Origin of the sequence: Kibdelosporangium aridum (assembly GCF_900176515.1) — a bacterium.
GTDB lineage: Bacteria > Actinomycetota > Actinomycetes > Mycobacteriales > Pseudonocardiaceae > Kibdelosporangium > Kibdelosporangium aridum.
Genome location: NZ_FWXV01000002.1, coordinates 1,030,127 through 1,055,870, shown reverse-complemented (window position 1 = coordinate 1,055,870; position 25,744 = coordinate 1,030,127). Strand labels below are relative to the sequence as shown.

Genomic DNA, 25,744 nt, shown 5'->3' with positions numbered 1-25,744 from the left:
TACGTTCACTTCCGCGAAGACTTTGGCCGTTTTCGCTGGTCAGGGCCGCATAGTTCCCGCTCACACCCTGTCTGACTCGTGGTTGAAAGCAGGACTTTCATGGGCGTAGGAAAATCCGGCCGCGCGGTGGTGGCCACCGCTGCCTTACTCGGCGCGGCGTTGAGCGTGCCCGTGGCGCACGCCGCCCCGTCGGGACCCCCGATCCGGCTGATCACCGGCGACTTCTACCCGCAACCCAGCAAGGCCGCGCCTTCGGTGCCCGGCCTGGACGCCAAGGCGGTCGGCGACAACGACGCGACCAGCTACCTCGTCCAGTTCACTGGACCGGTTCGGGCGCAGTGGGTTGGGTCACTTCAGGCCGCCGGCGCCCAGATAGTGGAATACCTGCCCGACTTCGCCTTCAAAGTCCGGATGACCCCTGCGCAGGCCCGCGCGGCCGAGAAGCTGGCCGAGGTGCGGTGGGTTGGCAGGTTCCAGCCCGCCTGGAAGGTTGACAAGGCCGCCAAGCGCAAGATCGACAGCGGCAAACCGGGCGTCTACAAGGTCAAGGCGACGAACCTGACGCAGGCCAAGAGCAGGACCGAGCAGACCGGGGCGGTGGTGACCAAGGCGGCGGACAGCACGCTGCTGGTGGCCGCCGAGCCGAGCCAGGTCACCAAGATCGCCGGGCTCGACGAGGTCTCGTGGGTTGAGGAATTCCGGATTCCCATCAAGCACAACGAGTCCGCGGCAGGCGTGATCATGCGCGGCAACGTCGCGAGCACGCGTGGCTACGACGGCTCGACCCAGACTGTCGCGGTCGCCGACACAGGCCTCGGCGGCGGCACGAAGACAACCGCGCACGCCGACGTCCCGCAGGAGCGGATCACCGCGATCCGTGACTGGGCCTCGACCTCCGCGGCGGGTTGCTACACCGCCAGGCCGGACGGTGCGAAGGACGTCGACAGCGGCCACGGCACGCACACGGCGGTGTCCGTCGTGAGTGGTGGTGACGCCAACGGTCTGGGCAAAGCCGCCGCGTACAAGGCAAAGCTCGTGTTCCAGGCGGTCGAGGACTACATCGACATGACCGGCGCGTGCGCGGCCCAGTACCCCGACGGCTACTACCTGCTCGGTCTGCCCGACGACCTGACTTCCCTGTTCCAGCAGGCATACGACGACGGCGCGCGGATCCACTCCAACTCGTGGGGATCGTCCGACGCGGGCGCGTACACCGACAACGCGCGGCAGGCGGACGCGTTCGCCAACTCCCACAAGGACATGCTCATCACGTTCTCCGCGGGCAACGACGGTGCGGACGCCAACTCCGACGGTGTGGTCGACAGTGACTCGATGGGCTCGCCCGCGACCGGCAAGAACGTGCTCTCGGTCGGTGCTTCGGAGAACAAGCGGTCAAGCTGGACCTGTGACCCGGCCTTGACGTATGTCGCGACTGGCAAGGAAACCCCGACCGTCGGCGGCAAGTCCTGCAAGGATCTCGGTGGTACGCAACCGCTTCCGACGTGGGGCGCCTGGTGGCCGGACAACTACCCGGCCGAGCCGCTGAAGTCTGACGTGCAGGCGGGCAACGACCAGCAGATGGCGGTGTTCTCCAGCCGTGGCCCGACCGACGACGGCCGGATCAAGCCGGACGTGGTGGCACCGGGCAGCTGGATCGTCTCGGGCTACTCGGACATGTACCAGCAGCAGTACGACTCGGCCGCCAACCCGCAGAACGGCGCGTGGCAGCACGACGGCTACGGCTACCCGGTGAACTCGAAGTACAAGTACTTCTCCGGAACCTCGATGTCCAACCCGCTCGCCGCGGGTGGTGCCGCGGTGATCCGCGACTTCTACAAGAAGAAGTACACCTTGGACGCGTCGTCCGCGCTGGTCAAGGCGACGATGATCAACAGCGCCGACGACTTGCTCGACGAGAACAACGACGGTGCCGACGACAACGACTTCCCGGTGCCGAACGTGCACGAGGGCTGGGGCCGGGTGAACCTGGACCGCGCCACCGACGCTGCGGCGAAGTACGTTGAGGGCACTGGCCTTTCGACCAACGGCGTGACGGAGTACAGCTACAACGTGGCCGCTGGCCAGCCGTTGAAGGTCTCGTTGGCGTACACCGACAAGGAAGCCTCCACGACCGCCGCGGTCAGCCTGGTCAACGATCTGGACCTGGAAGTCGTCGCGCCGAACGGGACTGTGTACCGCGGCAACGTGTTCTCCGGTGGGTGGACGCAGACCGGTGGCAGTGCGGACCGGCGTAACAACGTCGAGAACGTGTACGTCCAGAACCCGGCCGCGGGGACCTGGAAGGTGCGCGTGAAGGGCTACAACGTGCCGCAGGGGCCGCAGACCTACGCTTTGGTCGCGCGGGCTTCGTTCGGCACCACCGACCCGGACCCGGGCCCTGGCCAGCAACTGCTTGCCAACCCTGGCTTCGAGTCGGGTGCCACGGGCTGGACCGGTACGACGGCTGCGATCACCAACAGCACCGCACGGCCCGCGCACGGCGGCTCGTACTACGCCGCTCTGGGCGGAAACGGTTCCACCTCAACGGAAAGCCTGTACCAGCAGATCGCCGTTCCTGCCACGGGAACGCCTTCGGTCTCGTACTGGGTGCGGATCGACACAGCAGAGACCACCACCCGCACCCAGTACGACAAACTCCAGCTGCAGGTGCTGAACTCGTCAGGGACCGTGCTGGCCACATTGGGCACATTGTCCAACCTGGACAAGAACAGTTCCTACGTGCAGAAGACGTTCGACCTTTCTGCCTACCGCGGACAGACGATCCGCGTACGCTGGCAGGCCAGTGAGGACTCGTCGCTGCAGACCACGTTCGCCGTCGACGACACTTCGGTTTCCTAGGCGGCGACGAGCCCAAGGCGGACAGCGAGGACGGCGAGCCGGACCCGGTTGTCACATCCGGTCTTCGTCATCATGTTCGCCACATGGGTCTTCACCGTGGTGACACCTACGTGCAAGCGCTCGCCGATCTCGGCGTTGGACATCCCGGCGCCGAGCAAGGCGAGCACTTCACGTTCCCTGCCCGTCAGATCAGGGGGTTGCAGGCCCGGCTGGTTGGCCGTCATCGCGCGGTCGACCAGCCGCCGCAACACCGCCGGGCTGAACGGGCTCTCGCCGGACGCGGCCTTGCGGATCCCGTCGAGCAGTTCCGGTGGCGCGATGTCCTTGGCCAGGAACCCGCAAGCACCCGCGGTCAGCGCCGGGTAGACGTGATCGTCGTCGTCGAACGTGGTGAGCACGAGGACATTGGTGGACGGCCGGATGTCGAGAATTCTCTTGGTCGCTGTGATCCCGTCCATGCCGGGCATGCGCAAGTCCATCAGGACCACGTCCGGCACATGCTGTTCGGCCAGTGTGACGGCTTCCCGGCCGTTCCCGGCTTCACCGACGACCACGACGTCCTCTGTGGACTCGCAGAGCATCCGCAGACCAGCTCGAACAAGCACTTGGTCGTCCACCAGCAGTACACGGATCATGCGGGCAACCAAGCGTGCACTCGCCAGCCCGTTCCGACCGGGCCGGTCACCAGCTTCCCGCCGACCAGTTCCACCCGCTCGCGCATCCCGATCAGGCCGTGGCCCGGCTCTGCGGCGTGCGGCGGGTTCGGCGCGTCGTCCCTGAGCAGCACGTCGACCGCGTGGTCCTCCCGAGTGATCCGCAGCGAGACTTTTGCTTGCGGGCCAGCGTGTTTGAGTACGTTGGTCAGTCCTTCCTGGACGACTCGGAGCACCGCGAGGCGGACGACGGCATCCACGTCGCCGACCTTCGGGTCGATCTCGGCCCGTACCTCGGGACCGGCGGCCGCGACCCGTTCCACGGCCGCGTCCAGCGAGTTCAGCAGGTCCGTGGCCTCCAGCGGCTCGCTCGAGCGCAGCACGCTGACCAGCGTCTTCAGGTCGGTCATCGCCGCTGTCCCGGACTTGTGCACCTCGTCGAGGATCTCGGCGACCTTCGGATCGGTCTTCAGCACGTGCCGCGCGACGCCGATCCGCAGGACCATCGAGGCGACGTGGTGCGCGACCAGGTCGTGCAGCTCACGCGCGATGGCCGTGCGTTCCTCGGCCCGCGCGGCCTGGGCCTCGGAAGCCGACAGTTCCTTGGCCTGCCAGGCGACCTCCTGAACCGACCGCAGGTGCATGCCCAGCAGGACCGGCAAGGACGTGGTGACGATCGCGGCGAAGAGCTCCGAGGCGAGGCCGCCCTGAATGGTGTGGCGGGAGATGCTCGCCGCCAACACGGCCGCCGCCCCGACCCACATCTGCCAGCCGCCGCGGCGCCAGGACAGCTCGCCGAGCGCGAACAGGCTCGCCATCGTCGCCACACCCTGGCCGAGCTCGGCCGAGGAGAACCCGGCGACCAGGACGGACTGCAGGAGGGTGGCGGGCAGCGGCCAGCGTCCCTGGATGCTGATCAGGGCGAGCGAACAGAGGGCCGCGGTCCAGTCGTCCGGCTTCGGTGACAACTCACCGTGCAGGAGCAGCACGTAGCCGAAGCCCAGCACCAGCGGCACGATGCGGATCGGCAGGATCCACCGGCCGAGCAGTTCACGTCGCACGCTGCAGACCGTACGGCCGCAAGGCTGAGAATCGCTTCCTCCCCAGGTAGGAGGCGGTCCGGCTGCTCGGCCGAGGTTTTGCTGCTTGATCGAGCCGACCGTGGCGGCATGACCTCGGAGTTCCAGACTTTCTTCGCCGCCGCGATGCGCAGGCCCGGCGTGATCGGCGCCGTCGCGCCCAGCTCACCGGGCCTTGCCGACCTGCTCGCGGCCATCACACCCACCACCGGCTCACCGGCGGTCGTCGAGCTGGGCCCAGGCACGGGCTCGGTCACGGCGGCGATCCAGCGCCGACTGCCCGTGACCGGCCGGCACATCGCCGTCGAGATCGACCAGGCGATGATCGAGTTCCTCGAGGCCGCGCATCCCGGTGTCGACGTGGTCCACGGCGACGCCGCGAACCTCACCGACCTTGGCGTGAAGGCGGACGCGGTGGTCAGCGGCCTGCCGTGGTCACTGTTCCAGCCCGAACGCCAGCGGCGGATCCTCGACCAGGTGGCGGCCATCCTCACGCCCGACGGCGCCTTCACCACGTTCGCCTACCGGCACGCGGGCGCCATGGCCGGAGCCCGCAGCTTTCACCGGCTGCTGCACGCGGTGTTCGACGAGGTGATCGTCAGCCACACCATCTGGCGCAACATGCCGCCGGCCAGGATCTACGTGTGCCGAAGGCCGCTCTAGCCGTGCAGACGTTTGACGGCTTCGCGGCCAAGGCCGGGCGTGTCGGCCGGGATTGAGTCCGGATCGATCGACGCCGCCACACCACCCACGGCGAGTTCGGTCTCCGGGCCGATAGACCGCTTGACCAACGCCAACGCGATCGGACCGAGCTCATGGTGCTGCACGACCGTGCCAACCCGGCCGACGGTCCGCTCGCCTGCGTTCACCGGGTCACCGGTCTCCGGCAGCGAGTCCGCGGAGCCGTCCAGGTGCAGCAGCAACATCCGGCGCGGCGGACGGCCGATGTTGTGCACTTTGGACACCGTCTCCTGGCCGCGGTAGCAGCCCTTGGCCACGTGCGCGGCCGACGGAACCCAGTTCACCTCGTGCGGGATCGTCCTCTCGTCGGTGTCCACACCCAGCCGGGGCCGCAGTGCCTCGACGCGGAGGGCTTCGTAACCCCAGCTGCCCATCGGACGCGCGCCCGCTTCCGTGAGCTTCGACCACCAGGTGGTCAACTCGTCACGGGGGACGAGCAAGTCGAACGTGTTGCCCGGCATCCGGCGGACCACGCCGTCGACGCCGTAGGTGTCCGTCGGCGTGTTCAGGCCCACGGCTTCGAGCGTCTGGCTGGCGTCGGGGCCGAGCAACGACAGCAGAGCGATCTCCGCGGTCGCGTCCCGGGGCTCGACTTTGGACCAGAACTTCATCGCCACGAGGTAGTCGAGCAGCGTCTGCTGGTCGCCACGGGCACCGGTGGCCTTCGCACCGGCCTCGGTGTCCATCCACACCGTGCCGTCCCGGTGCGCGAGCACCATGTGCGCTTCCACGCGGCCCTGGCTGTCCAGCACGAGCGCCTCGGTACCGGTGTTCTCCGGCAGGTCGCTGACGTGCTGCGAGATCATCAGGTGCAGCCAGCTCAGCCGCTCCTCACCGGGCACCGCGATGATCTCCCGGTTCGAGCGGTCGACCACGGCCACCGTGCGTGCCGCTGCCCGTTGCTCACCGAAAGGGTCGCCGTAATGCCAGGCGATGCCCTGGTCCGGGTTGTCCTCGGGCGGCGGCACGGCTCCCGGCAGCGTCACTTGCTCTCCCCATTGATGCAGTTCCGGCATGTGCCGGACAACGCGACATGACTGGCATCAAGACTGAACCCGTACTCGTCGCGCAGTGTTCCCGCGAGGTCGTCGAGCAGCTCGTTCGGCACTTCCTGCACTTCGCTGCACTGGTGGCAGACCAGGTGCACGTGCTCGTGGTCGCGCGCCGAGTACGTCGGCGCGCCGTGGCCGATGTGTGCGTGCCGCACCAACCCGAGCTGTTCCAGCAGGTCAAGCGTCCGATAGATGGTCGTGATGTTGACCGTCGGGGTCGTCTGCTGGACCCGTTTGCACACCTGTTCCGGTGTGGAGTGCTCCAACGCCATGACCGCGTCGAGCACGAGTTGACGCTGCGGCGTCATCCGCATGCCGCGTTCATGCAGCGTGGACTTGAGCGCCGCCCGTTCTTTACGAGTCGTCTCCACGTACCCAATATATGCGGGAGTACGTTGAGCCTCATGCCAGTACTTGCGCTTCTCGACGGAACCATCGCCGACCCGACCCAGCCGCTGATCCGCGTCGACGACCTAGGCCTGATGCGTGGCGACGGAATCTTCGAGACCGTGCTGGTAGTGGACGGAAAACCCCGTGAGCTGGGTCCGCACTTCGACCGGCTGGTCCGCTCGGCGGCGATGCTCGACATGCCCGAGCCCTCCCGCGCGGACTTCGACCGCGCGACCCAGGCCGTGCTCGACAACTGGACCGGCGGCTCGGAGATCGCACTCAAATGGGTGTACACCCGAGGCATAGAGGGTGGTGACGGCACACCGACCGGCTTCGCCCTCGGCCTGGAGATCAGCGAGACCGTGCAGCGCCAGCGCGCCACCGGCATCGCGGCCATCACCCTCGACCGAGGCTTCGACTCCGACGTCGCCCAACGCGCACCCTGGCTGCTGCTCGGCGCGAAGACGCTGTCCTACGCCGTGAACATGGCCGCCCTGCGTGAGGCCGCCCGCCGCGGCGCCGAGGAGGTCATCTTCACGACCCCGGACGGCTTTGTCCTCGAAGGCCCGACCTCGACCCTGATCGCCGTGTACGGAAAGACGCTCCGGACACCGCCTGCGACCATCGGCATCCTCCCCGGAACCACCCAGGCCGCGCTGTTCCGTGCCGCGGAACGCGAGGGCTGGTCGGTGAAGACCGAGCCGGTCCGCGTCTCGGAACTGGCAGAGGCGGACGGCCTCTTCTTCGCCTCCAGCGTCCGCAAGATCACCCGCCTGCACACCCTGGACGGAACCGCACTGCCCGACAGCACGGCCGTGCACAGCGAGCTGACGCGGCTTTACGACTCGGAGTACTGAGCAAACGATCGTGAGTGGTTTTGCCGGTTCCAACCGGCAAAACCACTCACGAGCCTTGATCAGCGCAGGCCGGTGTCGACCGCGTTCATCAGCAGGCCTGGGTCGCCGGACATCTCCCACGCCATCGCGCCGAGAAGTCCGCGTTGTTTGATCCACGCGGTCTTGCGTTGGATGGACCAAACATCATCGAACGTCCACCATTGGCTGCCGGTGTAACAAGATGTCGCCACCGCGGCTTCGTCGTGGTACACCGTGCACCCCGGAACGCTCGCGACCAAGTTTCCGTAACCCCGAGTTCCGGCTTCCTCAGGGAATTGCCCTGGCGCCGCGCCGTTCGCGCTTTGCCATTCGCCGTTCTTGCCGCCGTTGGCGACGCCTTGCCAGCCGCGGCCGTAGAAAGCGAGGCCGAGCGTCAGCTTGCGCGGGTTCACGCCTGCGTTGGTGTACGCGTTGATTGCGGCTTCGGCGCTGAACTTGAACGGGTATGGGTCGTCCGCGTCGGCGTACAGGTTGCCCTGGTGACCGGTGCGGTTGGGCTCCCATGAGTTGTCGCTGCCGGAGCCGTGGAAGTCGTAGCCCTGCACGTTGGCTACGTCGAGGTACTGGAAGATCTTGCTGACGTCCCAACCGGCTTGCACCTTGGCTGGGTCGGCCGGGGTGAAGGCTTGCAGTTCGTAGCGCTTGCCTGTGGTCGCGCCATAGGCGTCCATCTGCGCGCGGAACTCAGCCAATAGTGCTGTCAGGTTGTTCTTGTCGTTGGGGCTCCAGTGGTTGCCGGGGTGACCGTCCGGGCTGCCTGGCCATTCCCAGTCGATGTCGATGCCGTCGAAGATCCCGGCTGCCGTGCCTGGGCCGCCTGCGCCGCCGTACGGCTTGATGTTGCCCTTGAGCCAAGTGTCGACACAGGATGCGACGAACTTCTTGCGCGAGGCCTCCGTTGCTGCGACGTCCGAGAAGTACTTCGAATACGTCCAGCCGCCGAGCGACACCAGGATCTTCAGGTTCGGGTAGAGCTTCTTGAGTTTCTTGAGCTGGTTGAAGTTGCCGCGCAACGTCTCCCAGCCGGTGTCGGCGACACCGTCGACGGACTGTGCCGCGGCGAACGGACGGCTGTAGTCGGCCTCGGCGTCGCCCGCGCCGTCACCTTGGTTGGGGTCCTGCGGGTTGGACGATGTGCCCTTGGTGACGCCGGACAGGCACGTCAGGTTGACCGGGTCGATGTTCTGGAACGCGTACAGCAGGTGTGTCAGTTTGCCTGCCGCGCCTGAGGTGTGCAGGTTGCGGACGAAGTACTGCCTGCCGTAGATGCCCCACTGGACGAAGTAGGCGACCTTCGCGTAACCCGCCACGATGTCCGATGTGGACACTTGAACGGCAGCGCTCGCGGCTGAAGCGTTGTCGTAGCCGTCGCGGGCGCGAACCGTGAATGTGTACCTTGTGGACGGTGCGAGACCGGTCACCCTGGCGGTGGTGCCGGTCACGGTCATCGCCAGCGTCACGCCGTTGTAGACGTCATACGCCACAACGCCGGTGTTGTCGGTGGAGGCGTTCCATGCCAACGAAACGCTGCCGGAATCGGTACCGGTTGACCGGAAGTTGCCGGGCAGGGATGGTGCCTGGGTGTCGTCGCTCGGGTTGTTCGTGCGAACGGTCACAGGAGTGCTGGCAGGGGACTTGGTTCCCTTACGGTCCAACGCCACGACTGTGAAGCTGTAGTCGGTGTTCGGGGTGAGTCCGCTGATCGAAGCGGTCGTGGTCGTCGGGGACGCAACGAGAGTGGTGCCGCGATACACCTCGTAGCCGACGACTGGGAGCGATCCCGCAGTGGAAGCGTTCCACTCCAACGTGATGGTCCTGGTTGTCTTCACTGTCGCGCGTACGTTGGTCGGCGCGCCAGGAGGTGTGTCCGCTGAGCCGTCACAGTTGCCGTCGTCGATCCGGCAGCTTGTGGGGGTTGTCGCCGTGCTGAAGCGGACGGTCGGGTTGTAGGGATACGTGGAACGGCCGGGCGCCAGCGAATTGATGTAGTACGCCGGTGTGACGGTCACGGAGGTGCCGTTTTGCGACACGGTTGCGTTCTCACCTGTGCTCGCGGTGACGCCCGCGGGCACTTCGAAGGTGATCGCCCATCCGGTCACGGTGGTGGTGCCCGCGTTGGTGACGGTGTACGTGCCTACGTTGCCGGACAAGGAGAACGCCGCTCTCAGGCTTCCGGCCGCGTGTGCTGGTGCGCTTAGCGAGACTGTGCCCGCGATCGCCAGCAGGGCCGCGGCGAGGGCCGTGATCAAGCGGGTTGTGGTGGAGCGAGGTTTTTGTGACATGGCAGGGTTCCTCACGCCGTGCAAATCCACACAGTGGTCTAGACCAGAGTGCGGCGCTGTGACCCGGCGCACAACGGGCCGCCTCAGTTGTTCTGCATGCTGAAACGCGTACTACGCCGTTGGGCGGAAGCGGATTCGAACACCTGGCCGTGCCTGTGCCAGCAAAGGCAGGCTGGTCGCGGCCGCGACACCGATCACCGGATAGCCGCCGGTGGTCGGGTGGTCGGCAAGGAAGATCACGGGCAAACCGTTGGGCGGCACCTGGATCGCGCCCGTCACCAGGCCCTCGCTGGGCAGTTCCACGTCCCGGAAAGCGGCGTCGCGCCGCAGGGCCGTGCCGATCAGACGCAGTCCGACGCGGTTGCTCTCCGGGGAGACCTTCCACTGGCCGGCCGCGATCTGGCCGCTCGGCTCGGTGAACCAGTCGTCACGCGGTCCGAGCAGGACCGGGATGGTCAAGTCGTCCGCCGGTCGGCTGGGTGCGATCTCGTCCACTCCGACAGGCAGGCCGGGCGTGCCGAGCGGCAGCACGTCCCCCTTTTTCAACGCGTCGGGACCGATTCCGGACAGCACATCGGTCGCTCGTGACCCCAGCTCGGCAGGCACCTCGATGCCCCCGGAAACGCCGACATAGCAGCGCAAACCGCCGTCGGGAGTGCCGATTGTGAGCTCGTCACCGGCGGACAGGTGCACTGGATTGTGTGAACCGGCCGCATGGCCGGACACCGAGAGTCCCACCGGCGGGCCAGTGACCGCGATCGTGCACGACGCCTCGGCGCGCACCGACAATCCACCGAGCAGACACTCGATCCCCGCGGCCGATTCCGCATTGCCCACGAGCCGGTTCGCCAGCCGCAGCGAAGGCTGGTCCAAAGCACCCGATGGCGGCACGCCCAGATGTGCGTTCCCCGGTCTGCCAAGGTCTTGGACCAACGCCAGCGGCCCGGTGCCGAGTACGGTCAGCGCCCTCATCGGATGGCCTCGAACCGCACGAGATCCCCAGGCGCAAGCAAAGCAGGGGGCTCACGGCGTGAGTCGAACAACGTCACGTCGGTACGGCCGATCAACCGCCAGCCACCAGGCGACGCGGTCGGGTACACGGCGCTGAACTCGCCCGCGATCGCCACCGAACCAGGCTCGACGCGTTTACGCGGGTTGTCCAACCTGGGTTGCTGCAAAGCCTCGGGAAGCCCCACCAGGTAGCCGAACCCAGGCGCGAACCCGGAGAACGCCACCTTGTACTCCGCGCCGGTGTGCAGCTCTATGACTCCGGCGACGTCCGTACCTGCCGTCGACGCGACGAGCTCGAGGTCGGGACCGTCGTAATGCACCGGGATCACGACCTCACGCGGCTCGGTCGCCGCGCGTTTGGTCAGGTCAATGGTGTCGAGCAACGGCCGTAGCCGTGCCAAGCCTGCGGACCCTGGCTCGAAAGCCGCCAGAACGGTCCTGGCGGCGGGAACCAGTTCGACGAGCCCGGGAAGCTCCGCATCGGCCAACGCGGACCGCACGGCGTCGACCTCGTCCAGTGAATCCACTTCGACGAGCATCGCGTCCGCGCCGCACCGCCTTAAGCGCATGCTCAGCCGACGACGCGTGTCAGATAAGCCGAAGTGTGCGGCTGGAGGTCCTGGCCGACCATCGCGCGCTCCTCGACGTACGCGAGGTCACCGTTGTTGACCAGGCCGTACAGTCGCTTGGCGCCGTTGACTTCCTTGGCCGACGCGGTCCGCACGACCGCGTCCGTGGTCAGCTCCCAGGAGGTCTGGGTCCGCGGCTTGCCGTAGAAGATCTCGACGATTCCGGTGGCGTGCGCCAGAAGCAGTTCGACCGTGTCGTCGGCCTGCACGCGCCACCAGCCGACTTCCCGAGCCGCCGGACGGATCACCTTGCCGTCGTCGTCCAGCAGCCAGGCGCGGGCCTCGTAGGACAGGAACGGCCTGCCGTCGTGGGCGAACGTGATCTGCTGGCCGAACTTGTGAGTTTGATCCAATGTGGGATAGACGACTTCGCCCTCGCCACGCCAGACGCCGACCAGTGGCAGCAGCGCCAGCAGGGCGTCGTTGAGATTCGGCCCTTCCCGCAGGTTCGCGGTGTCCCCGGGAATCGGCAGGTCGTCGAACTGGGGCAGGTTGCGGTGGCGGGTCAGCTTCGCCCGCTCCGCCGCGGCCTGCACGGCCGCGTCGCCACTACCCGGCACCGTCTCGCTGTTGTCCGTGCTCATCAGCGCTTGTCGCTGTACAGCCGATAGACGACATAGCCGGCGAACCACAAGGTCGCCACGGCCATGATGACCAGCAGCGAGGTGAAAATCAGCTCCACGGCACTGAGGATAACCGCCGGGTGCGCCCGGCCCGCGACAGCCCGAGGAGGGAGGACACCCCACCAGCGTCCTCCCTCCTCCTTCTCCCCCTATTCAGGGTGGTCAGCAGCCCCACCCGCCACTGGCGGAGACCACCAGGTACAGCGCGTTCCACGTCTTGGGACCGACGATGCCGCTGTCCTTGATCCCGGCGCGGCGCTGGAAGTCCTGCACCATCGCGACCATCTGGCCTTCGTACGTCCCCCAGTCCGTCACCTGGTACGGGTGGACCCGCATCAAGGCGTTGTAGAGCTGGCCCAGCTTGTCCTGGTCGGTCTCACCCGGGTTGATGCCGAAGCTCGGCGGGGTGATCGCGCCGTTGCCGGTCAGCGACGGCGGCAACTTGCCGACCAGTGCGTGCCAGGTCTTCGAACCGACGATCCCGCTCGGGTTGATTCCGTTCTTGCGCTGGAAATCCTGCACCGCGGTGAGCGTGTTGCCCGCGTAATCGCCGGTGCCGTTGAGGTAGGTGTAGCCCTCGTTGCGCAGCGACAGCTGCAACGCCAGAACGTTCTGCCCGGTGTCGCCGGGATTCACTTGCGGCAAGCTCGACGCGAGCCGGTCGGACCGCTCCTGCTCTTCGCCACACGCCATTGCCGGGCTGGCGGCGATGATTCCTGTGGTGACGGCCATCCCCCCGGAAAAGACCGCGACCGCGAGTGCTTTGATCAAGAAAGTACGCATTATTTTCCCCTCCCCGATTTATTGCTGGGTCAGCAGGTCCAACCGCCGCTGACCGAGACCGCGTGGATCAACGCGGCCCACGTCTTCGGGCCGACAATTCCGCTCGCCTTGATGCCTGCCCGCTTCTGGAAGTCCTTCACGAGTGCCTGGGTGTCCGGGCCGTAGGTGTCGAAGCCCGGGTCGTTGATGCCCTTCTGCGGCAACGACGAGTACGGGTGGATCCGCTCGAGCACGCCCCGCAGCGTGGCCAGTTTGTCCAGGTTGCGCTCGCCGGGCATGATGCTGAAGGTCGGTGCGCTGACGAACTTGCCAGTCAGGCTGTGCTGTTTGTGGCCGACAAGCGCGTTCCACGTCTTGGCGCCGACGATGCCGCTCGCCTTGATTCCGTGCTTGCGCTGGAAATCCTGCACTGCGGCCAGTGTTCTGACGGAGTAAACGCCGGTTCCCTGAAGGTCGTACCCTTCCTTGCGCAAGGCGAGTTGCAGGGCGACAACGTTGGGTCCCTGGTCGCGGAAATTGATCTGTGGCAAGCTCGCTGCGAAGCTGTACGACTTTTCCGGGTCATTGCCGCAGGCCATTGCCCCGCTCGCTCCGGCAATTCCGGAAGCCGTCGCGATTCCGGCGGTCAGCATCGCCAAAACGGCAGCACGAAGCACAAACTTCTTCATTGGATTTCTCCCCCAGCGGGTGGTGATTTTGTGGGCTGTTGTCGCCCTTATGTCTATAAAGACGGCCACGCCATGGGGAGGTTGCACAAGCGGGAACAAAAAACCCGGATAGCCCGTTCGGGCTACCCGGGTTTCGGTGCTGGGTAGGTCAGGCGACGGCTACGGCCACCTCGTGGACACCAGGACCGTCCGCCTGGATGGACGCCTCGCCGTTGCCCGTGCGGTGCAGGGCACGCACCGTCCACGAGCCGGGCGCGGCGTAGAACCGGAACTCGCCGTTGGGCGAGGAGACGACCTCGCCGGTGAAGTCCCCGTTGCCGTCGAGCAGGCGCACGAACGCCCCGCCGACTGGGGCCTCACCGGACAGGACCCGTCCAGAAAGGACGGTCTGCCCGCCTGCGTCGGCGATCGGCGCCGACTGGTCGGGTGCTCCGCAGCTGCTGCTCACATTCACTCCTTGCCAGTGCCGGTTTCAACCGGGACGCCGACCAGCGACCCGTACTCGGTCCATGAACCGTCGTAGTTCTTGACGTCCTCGTAGCCGAGGAGCTCGTGCAGCGCGAACCACGTGTGCGACGAGCGCTCGCCGATGCGGCAGTACGCGATGGTCGCCTTGGACTCGTCGATGCCGGCTTCCTTGTAGATCTCGCGAAGCTCGTCGTCGGACTTGAAGGTGCCGTCCTCGTTCGCGGCCTTGGCCCACGGCACGTTGATCGCGCTCGGCACGTGGCCGGGACGCTGCGCGGACTCCTGCGGCAGGTGCGCGGGGGCGAGCAGCTTGCCGCTGAACTCGTCCGGCGACCGCACGTCGACGAGGTTCTTGGTGTTGATCGCCTCGACGACCTCGTCACGGAACGCCCGCAGCTTGAGGTTCTGCTCCTGCGCGGTGTACGTGGTCTCGTCGCGCTTGACCACGTCCTGCGACAGCGGACGGCCGTCGAGCTCCCACTTCTTACGGCCGCCGTCGAGCAGCTTGACCGTGTCGTGGCCGTAGAGCTTGAAGTACCAGTACGCGTACGCGGCGAACCAGTTGTTGTTGCCGCCGTACAGGATCACCAGGTCGTCGTTGGCGACACCCTTGGCGGACAACAGCTTCTCGAAGCCGGCCCGGTCGACGAAGTCGCGGCGGACCGGGTCCTGCAGCTCGTTCTTCCAGTCGATCTTGATGGCACCCGGGATGTGCCCGGTCTCGTATGCGCTGGTGTCCTCGTCGACCTCGACGAAAACCACCCCCGGCGTCTCGAGGTTGTCCTCGGCCCACTGGGCCGACACCAGCACGTTTTCGCGGCTCATCGAGCGCCTCTCGCTTTCTTTCCAGGGAATTGGTGGTGGATCAGGCCGGTGTCTGCCGGCCGACGGACGGGGTGAGCCTGCGCAGCAGCAGGTAGGTCTCGCAGCCGAGGCAGAAGCCGAAAGCCGCGTTGAGGAAAGCCGCGGCCAGCGCGAACGCCGTCGCGACCAGGCCGAGCGTGGTGGCGCCGAGTGCGAACGCGACCGTGCCGACGGCAGCGAACGCGAACCCGACGCCCTGCGCGAACCGCAACGGCGCAGCGTCTTCACGCTCGTCGGTCGGCGCGAGGCGCGGCGCGACGAAGTAGCGGTAGATCAACGAATATGGTGCGTGCTTCAACCCGACGAACGCGCCGATGGCGAAGACGACAGCCTGGACGGCCAGCAGTGGCCACCACTGCGTGGCGAGCACCACGGCCAAGACGACGGTCGTGATCCAGGCAGCGAGCCTGGGACCACGGGGATCAACGGGTGGGCCTGCGGACATCGTGTCCTCCTGACCTGGGGACAAGCGTGGGGGTGCGCCGCATCAGGGCGCGCGGGATCGCCTGGTCAGAGGGTTGCTGGACAGAGGCTGGAGTCCACGCGGCAGTAATCCACCGCGCGGCGCCTGGTCAGCAACGTATACACGGTCGCGAGAGTACCTGGATCTCACATTTCAGAGCACCGCTGTCCACCCACTGGGAAACACGATCGAGTGAGGATCCCCGTGTCGAGGTCAGCGCGTGATTACCCTGCCGGATCGTGAAGCGGCTGGTCATCATGGGGTGTCTGGTTCTGGTGGCCTGCGGTGCCGGTCCACGGGCGTTGTCGTCGGAGGAGACGGTCCGCCTCGCCAACGTCCGGGTCAGCAACCACGCGGTCCGGTTCGCGTCGATGGATGCCCGGGTGCCGACGGCCGCCGGTGTGCTTCGGCTGGTCGGCCGGATGGATTTCGTGTCCCGGATCGGCTCGGCCGCGCTGTCCACCGAGGGCCGCATGGATACTGCGGCTGGTGGGGAGTTGCAGTGGAGCCCGGAGTTGCTCGCTGTCCGGCAAGGTCCCGACTGGCAGTACCGGCCGTTGCAGAAAGGCGCCGAACTGGACACCGTGCTGGTGCTCTTGACCAGCATCAGTGCCGAGCGTCCCGACGAAGTCCCGGACTCCGCTCGTTGGCTGCGGTCGGACTCGGCCGGTGGTGTGGCTGTGGATGTGTTCGACACGGGCTCGCTGACTTACTGGGTGGACAGCGCCGGGCGGCTGATGCGGCTGGACGCCAAGATCGGCGACCAGACCGCGACGGTCAGCTTCCAACCCGGCGCTGCACCCTTCGAAACCCTCCCTGACCTGCGCTAGGCCTTGCGACGGCGGTAGAGGAGCAACAGCAGGCCGATCGCAAGGACACCGACTCCGCCGGTGACCAGCCAGCCGATCGACGCACCGGTGTGGGCCAGTGCCTTGGGCGGCAGCAGCCCGATGTCCGCCGTCAGCACCTCGCGTTTCGACGAGCCGACGTGCACCGGTTTGCTGCAGCCGCTGGTCGTGTCCACATCGGAGTCCCGGGTGTCTTCGCCTGCGTCACGGGTGGCGATGCTGTGGCCCTTCAGCTCCGACCGCGGCAGGCAGACGACGTAGTTGCCGTCCGACAGTCCGTCGAACAGGTACCGGCCGTTCTTGTCGGTCACGGTCTTCGCGACCTCCTGGCCGTCTTCCAGCAGCACCAGGGTCACGTTCGCTGCCCCGGCCTCGGCGGGGTCCTGGAGTCCGTCGCGGGACTTGTCAATCCACACGAAGTCGCCGATCCGGTTGCGTGGCGATACGAGACCCGCGTTCAGCGACAAGTCTTCCCATTTGCCTGCGTACAACCGAGTCGGCGCCGTGCACCAGGTCGACGGATCGATGGCTACGGCCTGGTACTCGCCGAACCGCGCGAAGCACGCGACATACCGTCCGTCTGGCAGGCCTTCGACCAGGTAGCGGCCGTCAGGACCGGTGACGACCTTGTGCGAGCCCACGGTCACCTCGACTCCGGCGACTCCGCCTTCGCCCGCGTCGGGAATGCCGTTGCCGTTCGTGTCGTACCAGACCAGGCCGCCCAGCTGGTTCGGCAGACGCAGCCCAGCGTCCAGGGACATCACTGACCTGTTGCCTGGGCCGAGGGTGACAGTTTCGGCGCAACCATCGGCCTGTGTGTAGAGATAGTTATCTGGCAACGCGAAGCAGACGCGATATGAACCGTCCGGCAAGTCGTTGAACAGATATTTGCCCGCAGCGTCCGTGACAGTTTTCAGGGAACCGGCGTACACCGTGATGCCCGGCAGCCCGGACTCATCGGCGTCCAGCGAGCCGTTGCGGTTCGAGTCCAGCCAGACCAGGTCACCGATCTGGTTCGGCGGAGCGACCAACCCGGCGTCGACACTCAGGAACTCCCGTTTGCCGACGCCGAGAACCACATCGGCGGCACAAGCAGCCGTGAAGTCCTGATGCGCCCCGAAGCACACCTGGTGTGTCCCGTCCGGCAGGTCGCTGAACAGGTACTTGCCCGAAGCGTCGGTCACGGTAGTCAACGACCCGGCCTTGACCGTGACACCCGGTGCGGGGAGTTCGCCCTGATCCGCAGCGCCATTGCGGTTGCGGTCCAGCCACAAGAACCCGCCGATCCGGTTGACCGGCGACATCAGGCCCGCGTCAACGGTCAGGTCCTCGCGGTTGCTAGGCCCGAGCGTCACGGCAGGAGCGCACTTCGACGAAGGATCCGCGTTGGAGTCCTTGTCCGCCGAGCCCGCGAACGGCTTCGTCAGCTGCAGGTCGTCCTTCAAGACGAAACACACGGCATGCTTGCCATCCCCGAGCTCCGGGAACTGGTACTCGCCATTGGCGCCGGTCACCGTCGTGAGATTGCCTGTGGTGACGGTGATTCCGGGCATTCCTGGTTCGCCTGATTCGTAGAGCCCGTTGCGGTTGGTGTCCCGCCACACCAGGTCACCGACCTTGTTGGGCGCGGACAGCAGCCCGACGTCCACCGTGAGCACCGACCGGTTGCCCGGGCCGACCGAGACTTCCGGCGCGCAACCGGTCGAGTCGACACCGGCACCGAGCTTGAAACCGTTGACAGCGAAGCAAACCCGGTACTTGCCGTCGGGTACGTCCGACAACAGGTACTTGCCGTCGGCGCCCGTGGTGGTTTGCAAAGTGCCGGCGGTGACCGTCACACCCGGCACGCCGGGTTCACCGGAATCGAAGCGACCGTTGCGGTTGAGGTCCGACCAGACGAAGTCACCGATCCGGTTCACCGGCGAGGAAAGCCCGGCGTCGACCGTGAGCACGGACCGGCTTCCCGGTCCGAGCCGGACAGGCGATGTGCACCCGGAAGCCGGATCGGCGTCCGAGTCCAGCCCGTCGTCGCCCGCGTTGGGCTTGGTCATCTGCAGGTCGCCTGGCGCGGTGAAGCACACCGTGTGGTCGCCCTCCGGCAAGCCTGTGAACAGGTATTTCCCGTCAGGCCCGGTCGTGGTCTTCATCGTGCCGACGGTCACCGTCACGCCCGCGACTCCGGGTTCGCCCGTGTCGAACAGGCCGTTGCGGTTGGCATCGGACCAGACGAAGTCACCGATCGACTGCGGCGGTGCCGAGAACCCAGCGTCCACCGACAGCACCGACCTCGTGCCTGGGCCGACGGAAACCTCTGGGGCGCAACCGGTCTTCGGGTCAGCGTCGGAGTTCTTGCTGTCATCACCGGTGTTCGGCGTGACGAAGTCGAAGTCCGCGTGTTTGCCGAAGCACACCGCGTACTTCCCGTCCGGCATGCCTTCGAACATGTACCTGCCGTCCGCGGCGGTGAACACCTTCTGCGTACCCAAGGTCACCTGGACTCCGGCGAGACCGGGCTCGCCGGGATCCTGACGGCCGTCGCGGTTGAGGTCCGACCAGACGAAGTCACCGATCCGGTTGACCGGCGGCACCAGGCCCGCGTCGACCGCGAAGTTCTCCGCGTTCCCGGCGTCCAGTGTGATCAGTTGGGCGCATCCGGTCGCCATGTCGACGTCGGAGTCCAACGCGTCGTCGCCCTGGTTGGCCTTGGTCGGCTGGAAGTCCAGGAACGCCGCGGGCAGGTTCTTCAGGTCGAAACAGACCGTGTGCTTGCCGTCCGGCAGCTTGTCGAAGACGTACTTGCCGTCCAGCCCCGTCACGGTCGTCAGCGACCCGACCGTCACAGTCACGCCGGGAACCGGCGGTTCGTCGGCGTCGAACAGGCCGTTGCGGTTCGTGTCCGACCACACCAGGTCACCGACCTTGTTCGGCGGCCGGACGCCGAAGTCGATCGTCAGATCCTCGCGTTTGGCCGGGCCGACCGTGACCGGCGGCGCACACCCGGAGCCGGGGTCCGCGTCCGAGTCGGTGCTGTCCGAGCCCTGGTTGGCGATGGTCGGCAGGTATCCGGCCGGCCAGCCCGTGAAGCAGACCTGGTAGGTCCCGTCGGGCAGCCCACCGAGGACGTACTTGCCGTCTTGGCCGGTCACGGCCTTGAACGAGCCCGCGGTGACCGTGACACCCGGGACGCCGGGTTCTCCGGAGTCGAAGACGCCGTTGCGGTTGTTGTCCATCCAGACCATGTCGCCCAAGGTGCTGGTCGGTGCGATCACCCCGGCGTCGATCGTGGTGTCCACCGATCCCGCGCTGCCCGTGGTGACCGTGGCCAGACCAGACGCCGGGTCCACATTGGAGTCTGCGCTCTTGTTCGCCCCGGCCTGTTTCACCGTCCACTTCAACGACGAACCCGGTGGTGCGCCTGGCAATCCGGTCGTCACGGCACCCGTGAAGTCGAATTTCACGTTGTAACAGGTGTCCGGGAGTACGCCCGCGCTGAACGCGTACTCGCCCTTGCTGTTGGTGGTCTGCGCAGGCAACGCGGCGCCGCCGGCGCACGGAGTCGCGGTGACCTTCACGCCCTGCAGTGGTGGTTCGGTACCGTCCTGGACGCCGTCCTTGTCGGCGTCGAACCAGACCCGGCTGCCGAGCTGAAGCGGCGCGAGATCACACAATGCCTCCAGGTCGGCGAGGCTGTTCGCCTTGCCCCAGCCTTCCTGGTCGGCGATCTGGAAGGTGCCGCCCACGGCTCCCGCCGCCCGGTCCACCCACGAGGCCCCGCCCAGTGTCGTCGCGGGCATCTTGGCCGATCCGGGCACCATGGCCAATGCGCCCATCCCGGTCTTGGTGTCCTTGAACGTGTTCGCGCATTCCTGCTTGCAGACGCGATCCAGTGTTCCCGCGACGACGGCGTTGTACGCGTTGTTGCCGTTCGGTGCCGGGGTCTGGTGCCCGAGCTGGTCGCCGAACCGGTCACGCAACGCCAACACCATGTCGCCGTTGCTTTCCACGGCCATGTTGGTCAGGAACGGCTGTGCGTAAGCGACATCGGCGCCTGTAGCGGTGATTTGCTTGAGGCCCCAACGATCGAGCCACGCGTGCCAGCCCGTGCCCAGTGCCTTGGTCAGCGCCGGAGCCCCGAAAGTACCCTTCTGGAACGGCAGCACCAGGGCCTTGAGGTCTTGCCCGGCGCAGACACCGCCGACGTACAGCACACCGTCGTGCGCGGCGAGAGCGCTCGGCCGCCAGTCAGCCGCGTTCGCGCAGCCGGTGGCCGGGATGTCATACGCGCCAACAGGAGCAGACGCGGTTGGGACCGTCGCATCGAAGACGTAGAGTTTCTTGTCGGCCAGATTCACGGTGTAGAGGGCGGTGCCGTCCTCGGACATCTCCAGGTCACCCAGGCTTTCCTTGCCTGGTACCGAAAAGAACGACCCGTCATGGCTGTCGGAGTGCTGGGTGCTGCCCGCGTTCGGGACCGTGGCGAACTGTGAAGTCACGCCTGCGGGCGTCGTCACGTAGATCGCGCCCGGCCCACCGGGGCCGTAGGGCGCGAGGCGCTTGGCGAACGCGCCACTGAACAAACGCTTGTCCTGCTTGCGATACGCGAGGCCGAAGACCGAGCCGGTGTCGCCTTGTTTGGCGATCGCGGTCGGCGCGGGTGCGTTTCCGCGTGCGGTGAACGGGAAGGTCATCAGCGAGCGGGCCGCCGGGTCGTTCCCGGTCTTGGCGATGTTCCGCTGGCATGCGGTGGCCAGGGTCGGGTTGGCCTGGCAGTACCCGGCCGGGTTCCACACGCCCATCGTGATCGACGGGTTCGGCCCGCTGACGAACTCGGTGAGGCCGGACAGGCCGTTGCCGGTGGGCGCGGGCCGCAGGTGCGGCATGGTCGAGGGGATCGAAGCGTCGACGCGGTAGCCGCCGCCGGTCACCGGACCGAGGTCGACCTTGACCACGCCGTCGGGGCCGGTCGTGCCGGTCGCCGTGCCACCAGCCGGGTCGGTCACGGTCACGGGGATGCCCGGGACGCCGACCTCGAGCGCGGGATCGTACGAGCCGTTCCCGTTGACGTCTCGCACCAAGCGGACGGTCAACGTGCCATCCGACGGGCTGGCCGTGGCGGTCGTGGGGACGGCCAGTCCGGCGAGGACGAGCGAACCGGCCGCGACCAGTCCGGCGACTCTGCTCACAACAGCTCCTTTTCCTGCGACATCAAGGGAAAGTTAACTGTTGATCTTGCTCGGCATAACGCCGCGGTGAGCGGGGTTCACGCACTGTGCCGGTTCCCTGAAGGCGCGGTCCCTCCAAAGTGGAGCGATGTCCGCGAATCTTCCGGACAGTGATGGCCGCCGCGGGCCAGCGGCGGGAAAGCGGTACCGGAAGTGGCTAAACCGCCCGTTCAGGGTTCGTCACGAGCTTGTGCGTGTCGCGGCGGCTCATGTCCACAGTGGGCCGCCCCTCCATGTAAAACCGGCGCCGCTCTGTGGTCGCCTTCCTGGCTCAGCTCAGGTGCGGGCGCAGAGCGTCGAGCAACGTGTCCCGTTTGGGCACGCCACCCACCCGCATCAGCTCCACGCCCTTGGAGTCCACCGCCAGCGTCGTCGGTGTGGAGAGAACGCCGAGCGAGGTCGCGACCTCTGGGTGGTTCGTCACATCGAAGTCCACGTGCTGCAGGCCGTCGGTCTTGTCGGCCAGATCGGACAGCAGGATCCGGGTGTGACGGCACGGCGCGCAGAACGTCGTCGAGATCTGCAGCAAGGTGACACGGCTGCTCGGATCGACCAGTTTGTGCAGCTCAGTGGGTAGCTGGGACATCTTCGCGGTCCGTACTCGGCCTTGGGAGCGGCGCCAGGCGAGACCGGCGACGCTCGCCAGGGCGAGCGTGCCGACCAACACCCAGATGCCGGTTGTCATCCCACTGTCATCCCACGAAGCCTCGAAGTTTCACGTTGGACGCTTTCCCCTTCAACGATAGCGAGCCTGGGTCGACCTGCACGGCCGTCGGCGTGATCGCCACCGGGAGCTTGCCGGGGTCGAGGCTCACCGCGAACAGCGACAGGAACTGCTGCTGGATGCTCGGGGCGATCAGGTTGTCGCCGATCGAGTTGGCCAGCGTGACCCGCTTCGGGGTGACCTGGATCTTCGACTCGACCAGGCTGACGATCCCGTAGATGACCAGGTCGGTCTTCTGGCCTGCGAAGTCGACCGTCGCGCCGACCCGCACACCTGCCGTGGTGTCCTCGGTCTCCAGCTTCAAGGCTTCCTGGTCGGCCTTGTCGTCGATCTCGTCCTCGCCGGGAGTGGCGTTCACGCGCAGCTCGCTCACCGGCGCGATGGTCACGTTGGTGATGTCGCTGGTCCGCACGCGCAGCGAGTTGGACTGCAGAGCCCGGTTGAAGTCCGCTTCCTTCACCCGCAGCTGGCCTTCGATCTCCCTGACCGAGATCGTGTCCGTCCGCCCGGCCAGCAGGTCCGACAGTGGCGCCTGCACACCCCGCATCTCCGCGTGGACCTCGACGTCCTTGAGGATGTCCTTGATCGGCACGCCGCGGGCGTCGACCGTGATGTGGTCGTACTCACCGCCGATGGCCTGGGTCAGGAACGGGAAGCCGCGCACGGTCACCGCCGGGTCGTCGGACAGCCCGAACGCCGCCTTCGCGCGCTTGGAGACCTGGTACTCGGCCACCGCGGCCGCGCCGAAGTCCACGCCGACCAGCAGGGCGGCCAGGATCACAAGGGTGATGACCAGCGGACGCGTCTTCGATCGCTTCGGCTTCTTGGGCCTCGGGGGGTTGGCCGTTGCGTTCGGCACCGTTGTCATGCCACCACCTGTGTCGATGTTCGCTCTTCAGACGTCTTCGTGCACGTCTCGTTCAGCCAGGTCGCGATCCGGTCTACCAGACCGGGGTGCATGCCTGTTTCGGCGTGTCCCATGCCCGGCTCAAGCCACAGCCGCGCAGTCGCATCATCCGCCGCGCGATGCAGGGCCAATGCGTGCTCGGCTGGGAAGTAATGATCCCGGTCGCCGTGCACGAGCAGCAGCGGGGTCGGAGCGATCCGGTGGACCACCTCGATCGGGCTCGCCGGGACACTCGGCCACGGCCTGCCCAACCGCACACCAAGGATAGGCGCCAGCAGTCTGGCGTGTGGCGCTTCCAGCAACCAGTGCACCCGGCGCATCGCCGGGGTCTGCCGGATGTACCACCGTGACGGCGCACTCACCGAAACGACCGCTGCGGGCGGCTCGTCCAAATCCTGGGACGCGTACAACATGGCGACCGCGCCGCCCATGGAGAATCCGACCAGCGCGACCTTCGAATATCCGCGGTCGTGCGCCAGCCGGACGGCCGCGTCCAAGTCGTGGACTTCTTCCGGTCCAACTGAGGTTTTTCCGCAAGACCTTCCGTGGCCACGGAAACTGAGCGCAACGACGGCGTAATGCCTGTTCAGGCGCTCGGCGATGCGGCGGAAGAACGGCCTGTCAACGTGGCCGGTAAACCCGTGAGCCGGAACAATTGCCAGGTCAGAGGGCATTTCACTGGGTGCGAACAGGCCGCGCAGCATTACTCCATCAGCGGTGACTTGCCCCACGTATGTGAACCGCGTGTTACGAACAGGGGATTTTCCGGCCACGATCGCTATTCTCCTGGATAACCACGTGAAACCCGCGCGAGGCGGTGCTCACGTGCGCCGTGATCAACCACAGTGAGGAGTAGGCATGAGCCTCGACCTGCTGCTGCTGACCGCGGACCCAGCGCCGGGTTCGGTCCTTCCTTCCTTGATGCTGCTGCCGCACAACGTGCGGACCCAGCAGCCGGAGGTGACCGCGCTGCTGGACGCGGGCTCCCGTGACGCGGTGCTCGTCGACGCTCGGACCGACCTCGCGGGTGCCAAGAGCCTCTGCCGCCTGCTGGCCAGCGGCGGCGACTCCGGCCCGGTGATCGCGATCGTGAGCGAAGGCGGCCTGGTGGCCGTCAACTCGGACTGGCGGGTCGACGAGATCCTGCTGCCGACCGCGGGCCCGGCCGAGGTGGACGCCCGGCTGCGGCTGCTGACCTCGCGTGGCCCGGCAGGCCAGAGCGGCGGCGACGGCGCGATCCGGCTCGGTGAGCTGGTCATCGACGAGGCCACGTACATGGCGCGGCTGCGCGGCCGCCCGCTCGACCTCACCTACAAGGAGTTCGAGCTGCTCAAGTACCTCGCCCAGCACGCTGGCCGGGTCTTCACCCGTGCGCAGCTGCTGCAGGAGGTCTGGGGTTACGACTTCTTCGGTGGCACCAGGACGGTCGACGTCCACGTCCGGCGGTTGCGCGCGAAGCTCGGTATCGAGCACGAGCAGATGATCGGCACCGTCCGCAACGTCGGCTACAAGTTCGTCCAGCCGCCCAAAGGAGCCACCGCTGCGCCGGTCAAGGAATCAATGAGCCTTGACGTGGTTCAGTAATAAATGTGACTGAACTCGTCTGGCGCACGTCCCTGTCCGAGCTGGAAGCAGCCCAAGTCCGTGAGCTGCTGGCGTCCGACGAGGCCCATATCGACATGCCGTCCGGCGGTGAGCACCTGCTCGCCGTCCAGGATGGCGTGGTCGGGTACGCCAACCTCGACACCGCGGGCGACCAGCTGGGCAACCAGGTCGCCGAGCTGGTCGTGCACCCGGGCTTCCGCAGGCAGGGCATTGGTGAGCAGCTGCTGACGGCTGTCGCCGAGCGGGCCCAGCCGGTACGGATCTGGTCGCATCGTGATCATCCCGGGGCGGCGAGGCTGGCCGGGAAACACGGCTTCGAGCGGGTCCGTGCGTTGCATCGGATGGGAATGGACTTCGGTCCCGACGAGTTCGCTGAGCCTCGGCTGCCTGAAGGTGTGCGGTTGCGCACGTTCGTGCCCGGTCAGGACGAGGAGGCCATGGTCGCGGTGAACGCGCGGGCTTTCTCGTGGCATCCGGAACAGGGCGGGCTGACGGTCCAGGACGTCCGGGACACCGAGCAAGAAGGCTGGTTCGACCCGGCCGGGTTCTTCCTCGCGGTGGACGCCGCCGACAGGGTCCTGGGCTTCCACTGGACGAAGGTGCACCCGGACTCCACGGGTGAGGTGTACGTCGTCGGGGTCGATCCGGACGCTCAGGGCGGAGGCCTCGGCAAGGCGCTGACCCTGGCCGGACTGCGTCATCTCCGCGGACTCGGATTGCCCCGAGTCATCCTGTATGTGGAGAGCGACAACGCTCCGGCGATCGCGGTTTACGCGAAGCTAGGCTTCCGTCTGCTTGATGTCGGTGTGCAGTACGCACGGTAGTCGCACGTTCAATCACTCAGCGCAAACCTCCAGGTCGCGGCAAGGTCACGGGCCCGTTCCAAAGGGGTAGCCATGCTCACAATGGGTGCCTTGTTCACCTGTTGTTCACCTCTACAGGGCCATCCGTTCGGCCTAGCTGCTTAGCGTCCGGTT

Annotated in this window: 23 protein-coding genes; 6 read left to right on the top strand and 17 right to left on the bottom strand. The window is 66.8% G+C overall.

The window, feature by feature from the left end:
- Positions 1-99: 99 nt before the first annotated feature.
- Positions 100-2,859 carry a S8 family serine peptidase gene (locus B9C43_RS14525; RefSeq protein WP_084426852.1) on the top strand — a complete coding sequence of 920 codons (2,760 nt, stop codon included), beginning with the start codon at positions 100-102 and terminating at the stop codon, positions 2,857-2,859.
- Here B9C43_RS14525 and B9C43_RS14520 read toward each other — a convergent pair.
- Positions 2,856-3,494 (bottom strand): response regulator, encoded by a 639-nt coding sequence (locus tag B9C43_RS14520; protein WP_084426849.1) that lies wholly within the window; start codon positions 3,492-3,494, stop codon positions 2,856-2,858. The two genes, B9C43_RS14525 and B9C43_RS14520, sit on opposite strands and share 4 nt — an antisense overlap.
- Entirely contained in the window at positions 3,491-4,573 is a 1,083-nt protein-coding gene (locus tag B9C43_RS14515) for a sensor histidine kinase (protein ID WP_084426846.1), read from the bottom strand. The genes B9C43_RS14520 and B9C43_RS14515 overlap by 4 nt, the downstream gene beginning before the upstream one ends.
- A 108-nt stretch (positions 4,574-4,681) precedes the next feature.
- Here B9C43_RS14515 and B9C43_RS14510 point away from each other — a divergent pair, with 108 nt between their 5' ends.
- Positions 4,682-5,254, top strand: a complete 573-nt coding sequence (locus B9C43_RS14510) for a class I SAM-dependent methyltransferase (protein ID WP_235038607.1) — start codon at positions 4,682-4,684, stop codon at positions 5,252-5,254.
- Here the strand turns inward: B9C43_RS14510 and ygfZ are convergent.
- Both ygfZ and B9C43_RS14500 read right to left on the bottom strand, forming a co-directional pair.
- Entirely contained in the window at positions 5,251-6,318 is a 1,068-nt protein-coding gene (gene ygfZ / locus B9C43_RS14505; protein WP_407657092.1) for a CAF17-like 4Fe-4S cluster assembly/insertion protein YgfZ, read from the bottom strand. The genes B9C43_RS14510 and ygfZ overlap by 4 nt on opposite strands.
- Entirely contained in the window at positions 6,315-6,698 is a 384-nt protein-coding gene (locus B9C43_RS14500) for a Fur family transcriptional regulator (RefSeq protein WP_051895200.1), read from the bottom strand. The genes ygfZ and B9C43_RS14500 overlap by 4 nt, the downstream gene beginning before the upstream one ends.
- A 90-nt stretch (positions 6,699-6,788) precedes the next feature.
- On the opposite strand from B9C43_RS14500, the gene B9C43_RS14495 reads away from it, so the two are divergent.
- Entirely contained in the window at positions 6,789-7,631 is an 843-nt protein-coding gene (locus B9C43_RS14495; RefSeq protein ID WP_084426840.1) for an aminodeoxychorismate lyase, read from the top strand.
- A 59-nt stretch (positions 7,632-7,690) separates the two neighbouring features.
- Here B9C43_RS14495 and B9C43_RS14490 read toward each other — a convergent pair whose 3' ends face one another.
- From B9C43_RS14490 to B9C43_RS14450, 9 genes are all read right to left on the bottom strand, one after another.
- A complete protein-coding gene (locus B9C43_RS14490) occupies positions 7,691-9,952 on the bottom strand; it encodes a glycosyl hydrolase family 18 protein (RefSeq protein ID WP_084426837.1) in 2,262 nt (753 codons plus the stop codon).
- A gap of 111 nt (positions 9,953-10,063) precedes the next feature.
- Complete coding sequence (locus B9C43_RS14485; RefSeq protein ID WP_084426834.1) at positions 10,064-10,924, bottom strand: 5-oxoprolinase subunit C family protein; 861 nt, start codon at positions 10,922-10,924, stop codon at positions 10,064-10,066.
- On the bottom strand, positions 10,921-11,532 hold the full coding sequence (locus B9C43_RS14480) for a 5-oxoprolinase subunit B family protein (protein ID WP_084426831.1): 612 nt from the start codon (positions 11,530-11,532) through the stop codon (positions 10,921-10,923). The genes B9C43_RS14485 and B9C43_RS14480 overlap by 4 nt, the downstream gene beginning before the upstream one ends.
- A 2-nt stretch (positions 11,533-11,534) precedes the next feature.
- Positions 11,535-12,176: a heme-binding beta-barrel domain-containing protein gene (locus tag B9C43_RS14475; protein WP_033382182.1), complete on the bottom strand. Its 642-nt coding sequence runs from the start codon at positions 12,174-12,176 to the stop codon at positions 11,535-11,537.
- 201 nt (positions 12,177-12,377) lie between these two features.
- The gene (locus B9C43_RS14470; protein WP_084426828.1) at positions 12,378-12,998 is read right to left on the bottom strand and encodes a peptidoglycan-binding domain-containing protein; all 621 of its coding nucleotides are present in this window, start codon (positions 12,996-12,998) and stop codon (positions 12,378-12,380) included.
- A gap of 29 nt (positions 12,999-13,027) precedes the next feature.
- Entirely contained in the window at positions 13,028-13,666 is a 639-nt protein-coding gene (locus B9C43_RS14465; RefSeq protein WP_033382181.1) for a peptidoglycan-binding domain-containing protein, read from the bottom strand.
- A 148-nt stretch (positions 13,667-13,814) separates the two neighbouring features.
- A complete protein-coding gene (locus B9C43_RS14460; RefSeq protein ID WP_033382180.1) occupies positions 13,815-14,120 on the bottom strand; it encodes a DUF1416 domain-containing protein in 306 nt (101 codons plus the stop codon).
- Positions 14,117-14,959 carry a sulfurtransferase gene (locus tag B9C43_RS14455; protein ID WP_084426825.1) on the bottom strand — a complete coding sequence of 281 codons (843 nt, stop codon included), beginning with the start codon at positions 14,957-14,959 and terminating at the stop codon, positions 14,117-14,119. Before B9C43_RS14455 ends, B9C43_RS14460 begins: the two co-directional genes overlap by 4 nt.
- 40 nt (positions 14,960-14,999) lie before the next feature.
- A complete protein-coding gene (locus tag B9C43_RS14450; protein WP_084426823.1) occupies positions 15,000-15,443 on the bottom strand; it encodes a DUF4395 domain-containing protein in 444 nt (147 codons plus the stop codon).
- A 257-nt stretch (positions 15,444-15,700) separates the two neighbouring features.
- Between B9C43_RS14450 and B9C43_RS14445 the strand changes: the two genes are divergently transcribed.
- The gene (locus B9C43_RS14445) at positions 15,701-16,291 is read left to right on the top strand and encodes a hypothetical protein (protein WP_084426820.1); all 591 of its coding nucleotides are present in this window, start codon (positions 15,701-15,703) and stop codon (positions 16,289-16,291) included.
- On the opposite strand, the gene B9C43_RS14440 is transcribed toward B9C43_RS14445, so the two are convergent.
- The 4 genes from B9C43_RS14440 to B9C43_RS14425 all read right to left on the bottom strand — a co-directional run bounded on the left by B9C43_RS14440 (position 16,288) and on the right by B9C43_RS14425 (position 23,836).
- Complete coding sequence (locus B9C43_RS14440; protein WP_084426816.1) at positions 16,288-21,492, bottom strand: SdrD B-like domain-containing protein; 5,205 nt, start codon at positions 21,490-21,492, stop codon at positions 16,288-16,290. The two genes, B9C43_RS14445 and B9C43_RS14440, sit on opposite strands and share 4 nt — an antisense overlap.
- Positions 21,493-21,802: 310 nt before the next feature.
- Complete coding sequence (locus tag B9C43_RS14435) at positions 21,803-22,216, bottom strand: TlpA family protein disulfide reductase (RefSeq protein WP_033382170.1); 414 nt, start codon at positions 22,214-22,216, stop codon at positions 21,803-21,805.
- A gap of 7 nt (positions 22,217-22,223) precedes the next feature.
- Complete coding sequence (locus B9C43_RS14430; protein WP_051895195.1) at positions 22,224-23,123, bottom strand: LmeA family phospholipid-binding protein; 900 nt, start codon at positions 23,121-23,123, stop codon at positions 22,224-22,226.
- Positions 23,120-23,836 carry an alpha/beta hydrolase family protein gene (locus tag B9C43_RS14425; RefSeq protein WP_235038700.1) on the bottom strand — a complete coding sequence of 239 codons (717 nt, stop codon included), beginning with the start codon at positions 23,834-23,836 and terminating at the stop codon, positions 23,120-23,122. The genes B9C43_RS14430 and B9C43_RS14425 overlap by 4 nt, the downstream gene beginning before the upstream one ends.
- 184 nt (positions 23,837-24,020) lie before the next feature.
- On the opposite strand from B9C43_RS14425, the gene B9C43_RS14420 reads away from it, so the two are divergent.
- Positions 24,021-24,746, top strand: coding sequence for a winged helix-turn-helix transcriptional regulator (locus tag B9C43_RS14420; RefSeq protein WP_084426810.1), 726 nt, complete (start codon positions 24,021-24,023; stop codon positions 24,744-24,746).
- Positions 24,747-24,751: 5 nt separating this feature from the next.
- On the top strand, positions 24,752-25,591 hold the full coding sequence (mshD, locus tag B9C43_RS14415) for a mycothiol synthase (RefSeq protein ID WP_268811563.1): 840 nt from the start codon (positions 24,752-24,754) through the stop codon (positions 25,589-25,591).
- The last annotated feature ends 153 nt before the right edge of the window (positions 25,592-25,744 follow it).